This is a genomic window from Geodermatophilus sp. SYSU D01105 (assembly GCF_054050095.1).
In genome coordinates this window covers 148,466-161,142 of record NZ_JBJGYR010000001.1, presented here as the reverse complement: position 1 = coordinate 161,142, position 12,677 = coordinate 148,466, and the positions used below count along the sequence as shown (strand labels likewise).

Annotated in this window: 16 protein-coding genes and 1 tRNA gene; 9 read left to right on the top strand and 8 right to left on the bottom strand. The window is 75.9% G+C overall.

Going from position 1 to position 12,677, the window contains the following annotated elements; all coding sequences use genetic code 11:
• Window positions 1-22 precede the first annotated feature (22 nt).
• Both ACI79I_RS00860 and ACI79I_RS00855 read right to left on the bottom strand, forming a co-directional pair.
• Window positions 23-508 carry a hypothetical protein gene (locus ACI79I_RS00860; protein WP_456990109.1) on the bottom strand — a complete coding sequence of 162 codons (486 nt, stop codon included), beginning with the start codon at window positions 506-508 and terminating at the stop codon, window positions 23-25.
• 71 nt (window positions 509-579) lie between these two features.
• Window positions 580-1,764: a L,D-transpeptidase gene (locus ACI79I_RS00855; protein WP_456990107.1), complete on the bottom strand. Its 1,185-nt coding sequence runs from the start codon at window positions 1,762-1,764 to the stop codon at window positions 580-582.
• A gap of 174 nt (window positions 1,765-1,938) precedes the next feature.
• On the opposite strand from ACI79I_RS00855, the gene ACI79I_RS00850 reads away from it, so the two are divergent.
• The 3 genes from ACI79I_RS00850 (at window position 1,939) to ACI79I_RS00840 (ending at window position 3,434) form a co-directional block, all read left to right on the top strand.
• Window positions 1,939-2,011: transfer RNA gene (locus ACI79I_RS00850), tRNA-Lys, on the top strand.
• Between the two features lie 155 nt (window positions 2,012-2,166).
• Window positions 2,167-2,997, top strand: coding sequence for a helix-turn-helix domain-containing protein (locus ACI79I_RS00845; RefSeq protein WP_456990104.1), 831 nt, complete (start codon window positions 2,167-2,169; stop codon window positions 2,995-2,997).
• Entirely contained in the window at window positions 2,994-3,434 is a 441-nt protein-coding gene (locus ACI79I_RS00840) for a VOC family protein (protein WP_456990102.1), read from the top strand. The genes ACI79I_RS00845 and ACI79I_RS00840 overlap by 4 nt, the downstream gene beginning before the upstream one ends.
• On the opposite strand, the gene ACI79I_RS00835 is transcribed toward ACI79I_RS00840, so the two are convergent.
• The 5 genes from ACI79I_RS00835 to ACI79I_RS00815 form a co-directional block, all read right to left on the bottom strand.
• Window positions 3,419-4,150: a hypothetical protein gene (locus ACI79I_RS00835; RefSeq protein ID WP_456990100.1), complete on the bottom strand. Its 732-nt coding sequence runs from the start codon at window positions 4,148-4,150 to the stop codon at window positions 3,419-3,421. The two genes, ACI79I_RS00840 and ACI79I_RS00835, sit on opposite strands and share 16 nt — an antisense overlap.
• On the bottom strand, window positions 4,147-4,323 hold the full coding sequence (locus ACI79I_RS00830) for a hypothetical protein (protein ID WP_456990098.1): 177 nt from the start codon (window positions 4,321-4,323) through the stop codon (window positions 4,147-4,149). The genes ACI79I_RS00835 and ACI79I_RS00830 overlap by 4 nt, the downstream gene beginning before the upstream one ends.
• Window positions 4,324-4,457: 134 nt before the next feature.
• On the bottom strand, window positions 4,458-6,302 hold the full coding sequence (locus ACI79I_RS00825; protein WP_456990096.1) for a potassium channel family protein: 1,845 nt from the start codon (window positions 6,300-6,302) through the stop codon (window positions 4,458-4,460).
• Window positions 6,303-6,314: 12 nt separating this feature from the next.
• Window positions 6,315-6,701: a DUF6394 family protein gene (locus ACI79I_RS00820; RefSeq protein ID WP_456945993.1), complete on the bottom strand. Its 387-nt coding sequence runs from the start codon at window positions 6,699-6,701 to the stop codon at window positions 6,315-6,317.
• A gap of 76 nt (window positions 6,702-6,777) precedes the next feature.
• The gene (locus ACI79I_RS00815) at window positions 6,778-7,425 is read right to left on the bottom strand and encodes a TetR/AcrR family transcriptional regulator (RefSeq protein WP_456990093.1); all 648 of its coding nucleotides are present in this window, start codon (window positions 7,423-7,425) and stop codon (window positions 6,778-6,780) included.
• 144 nt (window positions 7,426-7,569) lie between these two features.
• Between ACI79I_RS00815 and ACI79I_RS00810 the strand changes: the two genes are divergently transcribed.
• Entirely contained in the window at window positions 7,570-7,737 is a 168-nt protein-coding gene (locus ACI79I_RS00810) for a hypothetical protein (RefSeq protein WP_456990091.1), read from the top strand.
• A 414-nt stretch (window positions 7,738-8,151) separates the two neighbouring features.
• Here ACI79I_RS00810 and ACI79I_RS00805 read toward each other — a convergent pair whose 3' ends face one another.
• On the bottom strand, window positions 8,152-8,763 hold the full coding sequence (locus ACI79I_RS00805; RefSeq protein WP_456990089.1) for a hypothetical protein: 612 nt from the start codon (window positions 8,761-8,763) through the stop codon (window positions 8,152-8,154).
• A 147-nt stretch (window positions 8,764-8,910) separates the two neighbouring features.
• On the opposite strand from ACI79I_RS00805, the gene ACI79I_RS00800 reads away from it, so the two are divergent.
• The 5 genes from ACI79I_RS00800 to ACI79I_RS00780 all read left to right on the top strand — a co-directional run bounded on the left by ACI79I_RS00800 (window position 8,911) and on the right by ACI79I_RS00780 (window position 12,677).
• A complete protein-coding gene (locus tag ACI79I_RS00800; protein ID WP_456990087.1) occupies window positions 8,911-9,270 on the top strand; it encodes a hypothetical protein in 360 nt (119 codons plus the stop codon).
• Between the two features lie 35 nt (window positions 9,271-9,305).
• Window positions 9,306-10,379, top strand: a complete 1,074-nt coding sequence (locus tag ACI79I_RS00795) for an NAD(P)-binding domain-containing protein (protein ID WP_456990085.1) — start codon at window positions 9,306-9,308, stop codon at window positions 10,377-10,379.
• Window positions 10,380-10,503: 124 nt separating this feature from the next.
• Window positions 10,504-11,409, top strand: coding sequence for an ABC transporter ATP-binding protein (locus ACI79I_RS00790; RefSeq protein ID WP_456990083.1), 906 nt, complete (start codon window positions 10,504-10,506; stop codon window positions 11,407-11,409).
• Window positions 11,406-12,221: an ABC transporter permease subunit gene (locus tag ACI79I_RS00785; RefSeq protein ID WP_456990081.1), complete on the top strand. Its 816-nt coding sequence runs from the start codon at window positions 11,406-11,408 to the stop codon at window positions 12,219-12,221. The genes ACI79I_RS00790 and ACI79I_RS00785 overlap by 4 nt, the downstream gene beginning before the upstream one ends.
• Window positions 12,222-12,329: 108 nt before the next feature.
• A complete protein-coding gene (locus tag ACI79I_RS00780; protein WP_456990079.1) occupies window positions 12,330-12,677 on the top strand; it encodes a hypothetical protein in 348 nt (115 codons plus the stop codon).

The window sequence follows — 12,677 nt, the reverse complement described above, 5'->3', positions numbered from 1 at the left end:
AGACCGTCCGAGGGGCGAGAACTCAGCGGCGGGTCGCGCCGCCCGCGGGCTGGTCGGGGCCGGCGGTCTGGCCGCCGGCGTAGCGGCCGTCGGCGGGCGTGCCGTCGGCGGAGGTGCCGTCGGCGTGCCGACCGTGGTGGTCGCCGCGACCGTGCTGCTCGGCGAGCCCGGGCGCGAGCTTCTCGGCCTTGGCGCGCAGCTGGTCGGCGGCCGAGGCGTGCTCCTGGGCCTGCGCCGCGCGCTGCTGCGCCTCCTGCTCGGCCAGCCGGGTCCGCTCCTCGACCTCCGCCCGCTCCCGCCGGGCGCGGGCGGCCTGCTCCTCGGCGGCGGCCCGCTCCTTCTCCGCCTGGGCGCCGCGCAGCTGGGCCTCGCGCAGGTGCTCACGCGCCTGCTCGCGCTTCTTCGCGCCGTTGATCCGGTTGCGCTTGGCCAGGGTGAGGGCCAGCAGTGCGAGCAGCACCACCGCCACCACGACGATGAGCACGATCACCCAGGTGTCCACGGCCATCTCCTCCACTCGGGACCGGGGTGATCGATTCCCCTCCGGCCGGTCGCGGAAACGCCGAGGCGCAGGTCAGCTCACGTGAGCGCGCTGCCGGCCTGCCACTCCTCCCACGGGATGGTCCAGTCGTAGATGTCGGAGCGCAGCGTGCCCGCGCTGGAGCCGCGGATCTCCACGACGTCGCCGGGCTGCGAGAAGTCGAAGAACCAGGCGGCCCGGTCGGTGGAGAGGTTGATGCAGCCGTGGGAGACGTTCTCCCGCCCCTGCTGGGCCACCGACCACGGCGCGGCGTGCACGAACTCGCCGCTGTCGGAGATGCGGACGGCGTACTCCACGGGCGTCCGGTAGCCGCCGGGGCTGTCGACCGGAACGCCGTAGGTGCTGGAGTCCATGACCCGGTTGCGGTTGAGCTCGGTCACCACGTGCGCCCCGTTGTAGCTCGGGTTGTCCGGGCTGCCGGCGCTCATCGGCCAGGTCTGCACCAGCTGGTCGCCGTCGTAGACCTCCATGGTGTGCGTCGACGCGTCGGCGATCGAGACGTGCCGCTCCCCGATGCGGAAGGAGACGGTGCGGTCCTTCTCCCCCCACACGCCGTTGCCGAAGTCGACGCCGTAGAGGTCGGCCTCGAGCGTGACGTCGGTGTTCTCCGGCCAGTACTGGGACGGCCGGAAGTGCACCTCGGTGTCGCTGAACCAGTTCCAGACGCCGTCGGTGGGCGTGGAGCTGGTCACCTGGAGGTGGCTCTCGACGGCCGCCTTGTCGGTGACGGGCTCGTCGAAGTAGACGCGGATCGGCATGCCGACGCCGACCGTCTGCCCGTCCAGCGGCCCGATGGACGGCGTGGTGACCGTGCCCGGGTCGACGGTGGTGAACGTGGTGGAGGCCTCCACCGGCTGCTCGTCCGCGCCCTCGGCGGTCGCGGTCAGGGTGTAGCTGGCGGCGTAGGCCAGCGGGGTGTCCGGCGTCCAGACGTCGGTGGCCGGGTCGTCCGGCGAGTCCGCGACCGACCCGGTCACCGCCGCGCCGCCCCCGTCGACGACGGTGACGTCGGTGAGCTCGCCGTCTGTGACGGAGATCTCCAGCGGAACGGTCGGCGAGACGTCGGCCGAGCCGTCGGCCGGGGACACCTCGACCGTGGCCGGCGGGGCCGGCGCGGCCGTCGCGGTGGGCGCGGCGCTCGCCGACCCGCCGCCGTCGCTGCCCTGGCACCCGGTCAGCAGGGCCAGTGCCCCCGCCGTGACCAGCGCGGCCGTCCGTCGCATGCGTGTCCCTCTCCCTCGTCGGCAGCCGTCCCCCGCCCCGGCCGCCTGCACCGTCGTCCCAGTGTCCATGCCGGAACCGGAACGGGGGCGGACGCCGGGCCGGGGACCACCCCGACGGCACCTGCGACGGCGCTGGTATCGTTTCCCCTCGTTGCCGGCCGAGCCGGACGACACGCGCCATTAGCTCAATTGGCAGAGCAGCTGACTCTTAATCAGCGGGTTCGGGGTTCGAGTCCCTGATGGCGCACCTGGATCGACCAGCGGCTCCGCCCTCCGGGGCGGGGCCGCTTCGTCGTCTCCGGGGTCGTGTGAGCGTCCCCGCGGGAACGCCTCCCCCTCCGGGCGGCCGGTGGGCAGGATGACCGGACCACCGGCCGGTAGCAAGCGGGAGGTCGCGGACCCGTGCTCCTCGTGCAGCACCGCGTGCCGCCGCCGCTGCGGCCCTTCGTCGCCGAGGCGCACGGCTACCGGGTCGAGGCCAACCCGACCGGGGTGCACCGCGGGCTGCCGTCCCGCCACCTGACGCTGGTCGTCGAGCTGGCCGCGCCGTTGCGGCTCACCGGCCTCGGGGGCGCGGTCGCCGCCCACGCCGTGGTCGGGGGCCTGCACACCCGGCCCGCGCTGATCGACGCGAGCCGCCCGCAGGACGGACTGCAGTACGGGCTCACCCCGCTCGGGGCGAGCGCCCTGCTCGGCCTGCCCGCGGGCGAGCTCGGCGAGCGCGCGGTCGACCTGGGCGACGTCCTCGGTCGCGCCGCCGCCGAACGGCTGGTGGACCAGCTCGCCGAGGCCCCCGGCTGGGCCGAGCGGTTCGCCCGGCTCGACGCCGCGTTGCTGGACCGGCTCGACGGCACTCCCGACCCGGTCCCGCCGGAGGTGCGGGAGACCTGGCGGCTGCTGCACCGCAGTTCCGGCCGCTGCCGGGTCGAGGACCTCGCCGCGTCGGTCGGGTGGAGCCGGCGGCACCTCACCGAGCGGTTCCGGCTCGCGACCGGGCTCACCCCCAAGCAGGTCGCGCGGATCGCCCGCTTCGAGACCGCCCGGCGACTGCTGGTCGCTCCCGGGCGCCCGTCCCTGGCCGAGGTCGCCGCGCGCTGCGGGTTCGCCGACCAGCCGCACCTGGCCCGCGAGTGGCGGGCGCTGGCCGGGTGCAGCGTGGGCACCTGGCTGCGCGAGGAGCTCCCATTCGTCCAAGACACCGGTGCCGCCGCGGAGGCACCCTCCCGGACATGACCACCGAGATCCCCACCGCACCCGCCCAGTCCACCGGCACCGACCGTCCCGCCCCCACCGTCTGGCCCAGCGTCGGCTTCACCGACGTCGACGCCGGCATCCGCTTCCTCACCGAGGGGCTCGGCTTCGTGGTCACGGCCTGCCACCGCAGCGAGGACGGGACCGTCGAGCACGCCGAGGCCCGCTGGCCCGACGGCGGCGGCGTCATGTTCGGCAGCCGCGGCAAGCCCGGGGACTGGGGCGGCCTCGGTCCGCAGGGCGTCTACGTCGTCGCGGCCGACCCGGCCACCGTCGACGCGGTCTGGCAACGGGTCCGCGGGATGGACGGCGTCGAGGTCCTGCGCGAGTTGCACGACACCGACTACGGGTCCCACCAGTTCGACGTCCGCGACGCCGACGGCAACCTCTGGACGCTCGGCACCTACCGCGGCGCCTGACCGGCCGGACCCGCGTCCCGGCCTCCCGGCGGCGGCGACCCCCGGAACACCAGCCAGACCAGGGTCCCCTGCCACAGGAGGAAGCCGGCGAGGGCGGCCAGCCACTCGGCCGGGCCCATCGCGGCGAGCGTCCTCCGCGGGAGCACCGCCACCGAGCACAGCGCCGCGACGCCGGCCAGCCACACGGCGAGGGCCGCCCAGCGGTAGCACGGCGCCCGGCTGGGGCGGACGGTGATCCCGAGCGCGGACAGGTCCTCGGGCGGGTGCCGGCGCAGCATGCGGCGCCGGGACCGGTAGACGGCCGCCCGGGGGTACCGCTCGGCCAGCAGCCGCTCGCACCGGCGCCGGCGCAGGCGGGTGCGGCGAGGGAGGCTGACCGCCTCGACCCGCGCCGCGGCGGCCCGGAACCCGGTGTCACCGAGGACGATGCGGCCGCGGGCGGCGATCACCGCCGTCACGTCCCCCCACCCGGCGCCCAGCCCGGTGTGGCTCGGGTGGTACCAGCCGTAGAGGCCGCAGCCGCACCCCCGCGCCGGCGGCACGTGCGCCTCGTCGACGGTGCACCGCGCGGAGTGCACCTCCCCGCTCCAGGGGCCCGTGCCGACGTGCACCGGCGGCCGGAGCCCGTCCTCGGCCAGCCGGAAGCGCCGGTAGCCCCGCAGCTCCCCGGCGACCAGCGTGGGCGGGTCCGGGGGCGGGTCGGCCGCGGCCGTCACGCCGGGGCCGGGGCCGCCGGAGCCGGGACCGGGGCCGCCGGCGCCGGCTCGGCCGGGGCGGCGGTCGGCTCGGTCACCGGCTCGCACTCGATCTCCCGGCGCTCCGGGCCGATGTCGCCGGCGACGCACGGCCGGGCGGACCGGGCTGACAGGGACGTTCTCGGCGTGACCATCTGGCGGCTCCTCGCCCGTGCGGCTCGGCTCGGGGGAGGTCGTCGCGGCCGCGCCGGGACGTGGCCGACGTACCGGCCTCCGCCTGGGCGTCCAGTGAAGCACCGGCCGCCGCCCGGGTGGGGGTCCGCGGGCGTCAGGACGGTGTGGGTGCGGTGGGCCGCGACTCCGGCTCCTCGGCGGGCGCCGACGAGCGGCTGAGCTTCCGCCAGATCCAGCTCGAGGGCACCCGGCGTCCGGTCACCACGTACTCCAGGGTGGCGTCCACGACCAGGACGGTCGACAGCGCCCGGCGGGCCGCGCCCCAGCCGGCGAGCAGCAGCTCGTCCTCCGGGCGGAGCAGGAAGTCCGCGTCCGGTGCCAGCGTGGCCTCACCGCCGCGGAGGATGAGCAGCACCATCGCGTGCACCGGCTCGTCCCGGTTCTCGGGGTTGCGCATGACGTCGCCCAGGCGGGCCTCCCGCGTCGCCAGCCACCGCACGAGCGCGGGCGCCTCGGCGGGGGTCAGCCGCACCTTCCACAGCGACTGCAGGTGCCGGCCGCACCGCCCCGTCAGCCGGTCGATCAGGTCCTCCGCCCACTCGTTGCCGCGCGCCGGCATCTCGCGCAGGAACCGCCACAGCAGCGGCGTCGCCAGCTGGGCGTAGACCTCGTGCGCGATGACCTCGGTGGGGACCAGCAGCGAGTCGGCCCCGATCGCCGCGAACAGCGGGGCGTTCGCCGGGCGGTTCTGCCGCGCCGCGACGAACAGGCGGGGGTTGCTCCGCCGTGCGGCGGCCACCAGCGACAGGTTGGCGGTGTCGTTGTCGGTGCCGGCGACGAAGCCGACCGCGTCCTCGAGCCCCGCCTCGGCCAGCGCCCCCGGCTCCGAGCCGTCGACGACCAGCAGGCCGTCGGTCTCGGCGTCGGTCGGGAGGGACTCCACCACGGTCACCCGGATGCCCTCCGCCCGCAGGTCCCCGGTCAGTTCCCGGCCCAGCCGCCCGTAGCCGCAGACGACCCAGCGGCCGCTGCGCGGTGGGGTGCCGCGCACCGGCAGGGGCGACCCCGGCGCGCTCTCCAGCCAGGTCAGCAGCTGGTAGGACGCCGGTGCGCGCAGCGACAGCCGCAGGTGGTCACCGAACCGGTCGAAGGGGTTGACCACGTTCGGCGACCCGAAGGCGCGCATCCGCTCGGCCATGCCGCGGGAGGTCGCCCGGGCGATCACCGGCAGGTCGGGACGCAGCAGCGCCGCCGCCATGACCACGGTGAGGTTGGCCTCCTCGTCGTTGGTGAGGGCCACCACCGCCTCGCAGCAGGGGTGGTCGAGGCCGGCTACGGCGAGGTGGCCGGGGTCGCGGGCGTCGGCGGCCAGCCCGGGGACGTCGGCGTGGTACGAGCCCAGCTCCAGGTCGTCGATGCGCTGGTCGGACACGTCGAGGACGACGAACCTGCGGCCCAGCGCGTCGAGCGAGTGCCCCAGCAGCTCACCGGCCCTCCCGTGGCCGGCGATGAGCACGAACGGCTCCCGCAGGCGGCGGACCTTGCGGGTGAAGTGCTGGAGCGCCAGGGCGGAGCGGAAGGCCCGGTCCTGCACCAGCGCGAGCAGGGACCCGATCGCGTAGGCCCAACCGATGACGGTGAGGTAGATCGAGATCGTCACCCACATCCGCTGGTTGTAGGTGAACGGGTACGGGATCTCGCCGAAGCCGATCGTCGACGCGGTGTAGCTCATCACGTAGAAGGCGTCGAAGAAGCCCATGTCCCACGGCCGGCCCTCGGCGTCCTGCCCGGGGATGAGGGTCAGCCCGAGCACGCTGATGGCGAAGATGCCGATGAGCACGATCAGCGGCGCGCGCATCCGCCGCATGACCAGGAAGATCGTGGCCGAGGCCTGGGCGGCCGAGGACGCCGCGGCGCGCACGAGGGTGCGCCGTCCCCGCCGCTCGTCCTCCTCCACGCCGAACAGCTGCCGCCAGAAGGTGAGCAGGGGGTTGCCCACGCCGGTCTCCCCTCAGCCGCGGTGGAACGACACCGTCTCGACCACCAGGAGGACGACGGAGACGATGTTGGCCAGCAGCGCGCCGCCGGACAACGACACGACGCTCGCCGTCCACGCCGGGGTCATCCCCGCGGTCGAGACGTAGACGGCGTAGCCGTACATCAACGCCGCGCCGATCAGCTGCAGGTCGGCGACCAGGCTGGTGGCCAGGTGCACGGCCCCGATCTGGGTGCGGTCGCCGAACTTCAGCACGGTCGCGATGAGGTTGACCACGACCGCGGCGAACAGCTCGTAGGGGTTGTGCACGGTGGGGTCGTCGATGTCGCCGATGAAGAAGCCGAAGTTCAGGGTCGCCGCGAGCAGGACGAAGAAGCCGAAGACGACCTTCTCCAGGTTCACCCGGCCCTCCCGACGTCGGGTCCGCCCGCTTGCCCCGTTCACGCCGGTCCGAAACGCGGGGACGGCGCCGCGACCCTCAGGTCCCCTCGCCTCGCCTCCGTGGGCAGCGGAGCAGCGGCAGCACCAGGTCGTCGACGACCTCGGTCACCAGGTCCGCGTCGACGGCCCGCCCGGTGACCAGCCAGCGCAGGGCGAGCACCGCCGGGCCGACCTCCACGGCCAGCGAGCTCGCCGCGTCGCGGGTGATCTCGTCGCGGTCGACCGCCCGCTCGAACACCGTCGCCCACGCCAGGTCCCAGCTGGCCAGGGGGCCGCGCTGGTAGGCCTCGGCGAGCGCCGGGTCGTCGATCACCGCTCCCAGCAGGCTGCGCGTCGTCCGGCCGGCGGGGCCGGAGAGCCGGGCCACGGCGGCGGTCAGCAGGGCGACGAGGTCCTCGCGGAGGTCGCCGGTGTCAGGGGCGGTCACCCGGTCCCCGCCGGCGACGTCCATGACCCCCAGGAGGAGGTCGGCCTTGCTGGACCAGCGCCGGTAGATCGTCGCCTTGCCCACGCCGGCCGCCATGGCCACGGCGTCCATCGTCAGCCCGGACCACCCCTCCCGGCCGAGCACCTCCAGCACGGCGGCGGCGATGGCCTCGTCCCGCGCCGGGTCCAGCCGGCGGCCGCCCCTGCGGGTACGGGTCCGCGCGACCTCCGGCTGTCGCAGCTCGTCACCCACCGTCACCACCCGAACGTAGCGCGTATCGGAAATCGGCGCAGCACCCCGGAACAGCGCTCGTCTCAACACGACGCGTGACGGAACGTGGGCGTTCCGCACGTGGTCTCCTGGTGTCGGCCGGTGAGGAGGGGCGCCGCGCGGAGGAGGACGATGCACCGCCGCTTCGCCTGGGGCTCCCCGAGCGCCCGGCTGGTCCTGTCCGCGGCCCTCGACGCGCTGGTCGACGTGGGGTGCGCGAGGCTGACCGTCCCCTCGCGCAGGCCGTCGGCGGAACTGGTCGACCACCCGGTCACCGGGCTCGAGCCGTCCTCGGCCTGAGCCGCCCCGCGGACGCCGCGAGGCCGGCCGCGGGAGCCCCGCGGCCGGCCTCGTCGTCCCCCCTGGGGACCGGCACCGCCCTCCCCCGCGACGGCGCCGGTCCCCTCGATCGGTGCTCCCGTCCCCCGCGGGAACCCCGATCGTCGTGCCCGGCGCGCCGTTCCCCCGCGGCGTCGCCGGTCGTGCCGGCCGGTGCTCCCGTCCCCTGCGGGAACACCGGTGGTCCGTGCCCGGCGACGCCGTCCCCCTCGGCGTCGCCGGTCGTGCAGGCCGGCGGCTCCGTCCCCCCGTGCGATGGAGACGCCGGCTGTCCATCAGACCCTGCTCACCGCCTGACTCCGCGCCCCGGTCCGCGCCTCGCTCGTTCCTCGCTGCGATGCTCCCGGGGCTGTCGTCAGGCCGTGCAGGGCCGGCTCATCGGGGTGCGCCGCCCCGCTGCACACCGCTGAAGGTGAAGTCCAGGGAGCTGCTGGCCCCCTCGACGAGGTCCGCACCGGTCGTCGACGGCAGGGACGCGGTCAGCAGCAGGTGCGTGACCCCGCCGGGCGCCAGGCTGCCCGCCCCGTCGAGCACCGCGTCGAGCACGATCGGGCCCGAGTAGAAGCGGGTCGCCGTCCCGCCGCAGGTCCAGTCCCCGCCGGCGGACTCCCAGTCCTCCGAGCACCCCTCGACGGTGAGCTGCAGCCCGTGCACCGGGTCGCTGTCGAGCGCGCTGGACGACGTCGCGACCGAGCCCAACCGCAGCTCCGAGAGCGCGACCGTCCCGTCGTTGACCAGGTCGATCGCCGAGCTCTCCGAGTCCCCGGCCAGGAAGACCCCGTGGTCGAACAGCGACACCGTGGCGGCGTCGGCGGCCTCGCTCAGCGCGATGGACAGCACGCCGGTGCCGAGATCGGTGACCACCGGGGTCGTGCTGTCGGTGAAGGTCCCGTGGGTGCCCAGGCCCGCGACGGCCGCGGCGACGCCGAGCACGCCGATCGACGCGGCGATCCGGGCGCGGGTGGCGCGGGTGTCCCGGTTGGTCACGGTGGTCCTCCTCCGGTGTGTCGTCCTCGCCGGTGTCCCGGCGACACGAGGGACTCTGGCGGGCCGACCGCAGGGCTCCCGCCGCGCCACCGCAAGGGATCCGCAAGATGCGAGAAACCCGGTTGCCCGCCTCCCTACCGTCGGGACGTGACCCGGACCGAGGAGCTGGAGCCGGTCCACCGCGAGGTGGACGGCGAACTGGTGGGCTACCTGAGCACCGTGCGGCGCGACGACGCCCGGTGCGTGGTCGCCCACGCGCTCTTCGGCTCCGCCCTGCGCGCCTTCCCCGACCGGGAGGAGGCGGCGGCCTGGCTGCGGCACCGCGGCCTGCCGGTGCTCGCCGAGCGCTGGTGGTACCGGCCCCCCGACGGGTCCGACGAGCGCCCCACAGAGCTGGTCGAGGCTCGGCTGGGCGCGGTGACCGTGCGGTTCGGGTACGACCCGCAGGACACCGTGACGCTCACCGGCGCCGAGCTGGACCGGCTCGCCCCCGCCCGGCTCGGCTGAGGAAGGCCCGCGCGCCCGGCGCGGTTGTCCCTACCGTGAGCAGGGACGTCGAGGTCGTCGTCATCGGCGCCGGCCAGGCCGGGCTGAGCGCCGCCCACCACCTCGCGCGGCAGGGGTTCGCGCCCGGCGCGGGCTTCGTCGTCCTGGACGGCGAGGCCCGCGCCGGCGGCGCCTGGCAGCACCGGTGGCCCTCGCTGACGCTGGCCCGCACCCACCACGTGCACGACCTGCCGGGGCTGCCCTTCCCCGCGGCGGGCGACGACGTGCCCGCCGCGGACGCGGTGCCGGCCTACTTCGCCGACTACGAGCGGCACTTCGCGCTGCCGGTGCACCGGCCGGTGCGGGTCACCGCCGTCCGCCGCGCCGGCGACCGGTTCCTCGTACGGACCTCGGCCGGCGACTGGACCGCCGACGCGGTGGTGAACGCGACCGGCACCTGGACCGCCCCGTTCGTCCCGCGCTACCCCGGCCAGGAGCTGTTCCGCGGCCGGCAGCTGCACCCGGTCGACTACCGCGGTGCCGCCGAGTTCGCCGGCCGGTCGGTGGTCGTCGTGGGCGGCGGCGCCTCGGCGGTCCAGCTGCTCGGCGAGATCGCCGAGGTCGCCGACACCACCTGGGTCACCCGGCGCCCCCCGGTGTGGCGGGAGGAGCCGTTCGGGCCGGAGGCGGGCCGGGCCGCGGTCGCCCTGGTGGCCGACGCCGTCCGGCAGGGGCGCCCGCCGAGCAGCGTCGTCGGCGTCACCGGCCTGGTGGTCACCCCGTGGGTGCGGGAGGCCCGGGAGCGCGGGGTCCTGGACCGGCTGCCCGTCTTCGACCGGATCACCCCGGACGGCGTCGCGTGGGACGACGGCCGCTTCGTGCGGGCCGACGCGATCCTGTGGGCCACCGGCTTCCGCGCCGCGCTCGGCCACCTGGCACCCTTGCACCTGCGGGGCCCCGGCGGGGGCATCCGCATGGCCGGCACCGCCGTCGCGGGCGAGCCGCGGGTGCACCTGGTCGGGTACGGACCGTCGGCCAGCACGGTCGGGGCCAACCGTGCCGGCCGGGAGGCCGCGATGGCCCTCCGCCGCCTGCTGCACCCGGACGGCGGGCTGCTCCGCACCGCCTGACCCCGGGGTCCCCCCTCCGGGAGCGTTCAGGGTCGGTTCAGGGCGCTCCCGGATGGAGCGGGGCGGCGCCGGACGACAGCCTCGACGGCATGAGTTCCCTGCCCTCGCCCCGCCGGGCCGCCCCATGATCACCGCGGACCGGCTCACCAAGACCTACGGCCCCAAGACCGCCGTCGACGGCGTCTCCTTCACCGTGCACCCCGGACGCGTCACCGGCTTCCTCGGCCCGAACGGCGCCGGCAAGTCGACGACCATGCGCATGGTCCTCGGCCTGGACGAGCCCACCTCCGGCAGCGTCACCGTCAACGGCCGCCGCTACGCCGACTCCCCCGCGCCGCTGCGCGAGGTCGGCGCGCTGCTCGAGGCACGGGCGCTGCACCCCGGGCGCTCCGCCCGTGACCACCTGCGCTGGCTGGCCGCGAGCAACGGCATCCCGGTCCTCCGCGTGGACGAGGTGCTGGACCTGGTCGGCCTGACCTCGGTCGCGCACACGCGGGTCGGCCGCTTCTCCCTCGGCATGGGGCAGCGGCTGGGCATCGCCGCGGCGCTGCTGGGCGACCCGCCGGTCGTCGTCCTCGACGAGCCGGTCAACGGCCTGGACCCGGAGGGCATCCGCTGGGTGCGCACCCTGGCACGACAGCTCGCCGCCGAGGGGCGCACGGTGTTCGTCTCCAGCCACCTGATGTCGGAGATGGCGCAGACCGCCGACCACCTGCTGGTCATCGGCCGCGGCCGGGTGCTCGCCGACTGCTCGACGGCGGAGTTCATCGCCGAGCACGCCGCCTCCTACGTGCGGGTGCGCAGCCCGCAGCACGACGAGGTCGCCACGCTGCTCCGCCGGGAGGGGCTCGACGTCGCCGCGCACGGCGGGGAGCTGCGCGTCCAGGGGATGGACGCCGCCGCGATCGGGGAGCTGGTCGGCCGCTCCGGCCTGCTGCTGCACGAGCTCACGCTGGTCCGCTCCTCGCTGGAGGACGCCTTCATGACGCTCACCGCCGACAGCGTCGAGTACGCGGCGGCCCGGCGATGACCGCCGTGGGCACGCCGGCCCCGACCCGCCTCGCGGCCCCGGCCGCGCCCGGGTTCGGCGCGACGCTGCGGGCGGAGTGGATCAAGTTCTGGACCGTCCGGTCGACCCCGTGGTCGCTCGTGGCGATGGTCGTCCTCGGGGCGGGGCTGACCACGCTGGTCTGCGCGCTGGTCGCCCCCGACCTCGCCCGGGGGGACACCGGTGAGCCGATCGGCGCGTTCATCACCTGGGGGATGATGTTCGCGCAGGTCACCGCGGTCGTCCTCGGGACGCTGGCGGTCACCAGCGAGTACGGCACCGGCATGATCCGGGCGACGCTGGCGGCCACCCCGCGGCGGGGCACGGTGCTCGCGGCCAAGGCCCTGGTCCTCACCGGGACGCTCCTCGTCGCCGGCACCCTGACCGCGCTGGCCGGGTACCTCGCCGGCAACTGGTTCCTCGACCGGGAGGGCATCGGCCTGGCGCTCACCGACGACGGCGTGCTGCGGGCGCTGGTCGGCAGCGGCCTCTACATGGCCGGTCTCGGGTTGCTCGCCGCCGCCGTCGGGCTGCTGGTGCGGCACACCGCCGCGGCGCTGTCGATCGTGCTCGGCCTGGTGTTCGTCGTCGGCAACATGGTGATGCTGCTGCCCGGTGCCCTGGGCGAGTGGGCGACCAAGCTGATGCCCGGCAACGCCGGCTCCGGGGTCGCGACGCCCGAGTCGTTCAACCCGCTGCTGCTCGACCCGTGGGCCGGGTTCGCCGTGTTCGTGGCCGAGGTCGCCGCCGTCCTGGCGGTCGCGGCGGTGGCGTTCTCGCGCCGCGACGCCTGACCCGCCCCCCGGGGGTGCTCCCCGGGCTCCGGGGGTCCTGCGGGACCCCCGGAGCGCGGGGGGGCACCCCCGGAGCGCGGGCCCGGACCGGGCAGGCACAGTGGGGCGGTGACCACACCCCATCCGCAGGAGACCGGCCGGCGGACCGCCGACGAGCTGGTCCGCCGGCTCACCGCCGAGGACGCCGCCGGGGCCGAGGACCTGCTCGCCGGGATCGACGAGATCCGCGACCTGGTCTTCGTCGGCGCCGGGCTGACCGCGCTGGCCCGCGCCGAGGGCCGGCAGCTGCCGCCCGCCCAGCGCGCGCAGGCCAGCACCCGGCAGCTGCGCCTGGCCCAGCAGCGCGACGCCTCCCGCACCGATGCCGACGGGCTGCGGGCGTGGCTGCTGCGGTCCGCCGAGGAGATCCTGTTCCTGCGGGCGTTGCGCGAGGCGGCCGCCCGCGTCTCCGGCTGA

What these genes read in the sequence shown, in the direction of transcription:
- ACI79I_RS00830 (WP_456990098.1), bottom strand. Translation starts at nt 4,323, where the DNA reads ATGGTCACGCCGAGAACGTCCCTGTCAGCCCGGTCCGCCCGGCCGTGC.
- ACI79I_RS00785 (WP_456990081.1), top strand. Translation starts at nt 11,406, where the DNA reads ATGACCGCCGTGGGCACGCCGGCCCCGACCCGCCTCGCGGCCCCGGCC.
- ACI79I_RS00790 (WP_456990083.1), top strand. Translation starts at nt 10,504, where the DNA reads ATGATCACCGCGGACCGGCTCACCAAGACCTACGGCCCCAAGACCGCC.
- ACI79I_RS00855 (WP_456990107.1), bottom strand. Translation starts at nt 1,764, where the DNA reads ATGCGACGGACGGCCGCGCTGGTCACGGCGGGGGCACTGGCCCTGCTG.
- ACI79I_RS00810 (WP_456990091.1), top strand. Translation starts at nt 7,570, where the DNA reads ATGCACCGCCGCTTCGCCTGGGGCTCCCCGAGCGCCCGGCTGGTCCTG.
- ACI79I_RS00840 (WP_456990102.1), top strand. Translation starts at nt 2,994, where the DNA reads ATGACCACCGAGATCCCCACCGCACCCGCCCAGTCCACCGGCACCGAC.
- ACI79I_RS00860 (WP_456990109.1), bottom strand. Translation starts at nt 508, where the DNA reads ATGGCCGTGGACACCTGGGTGATCGTGCTCATCGTCGTGGTGGCGGTG.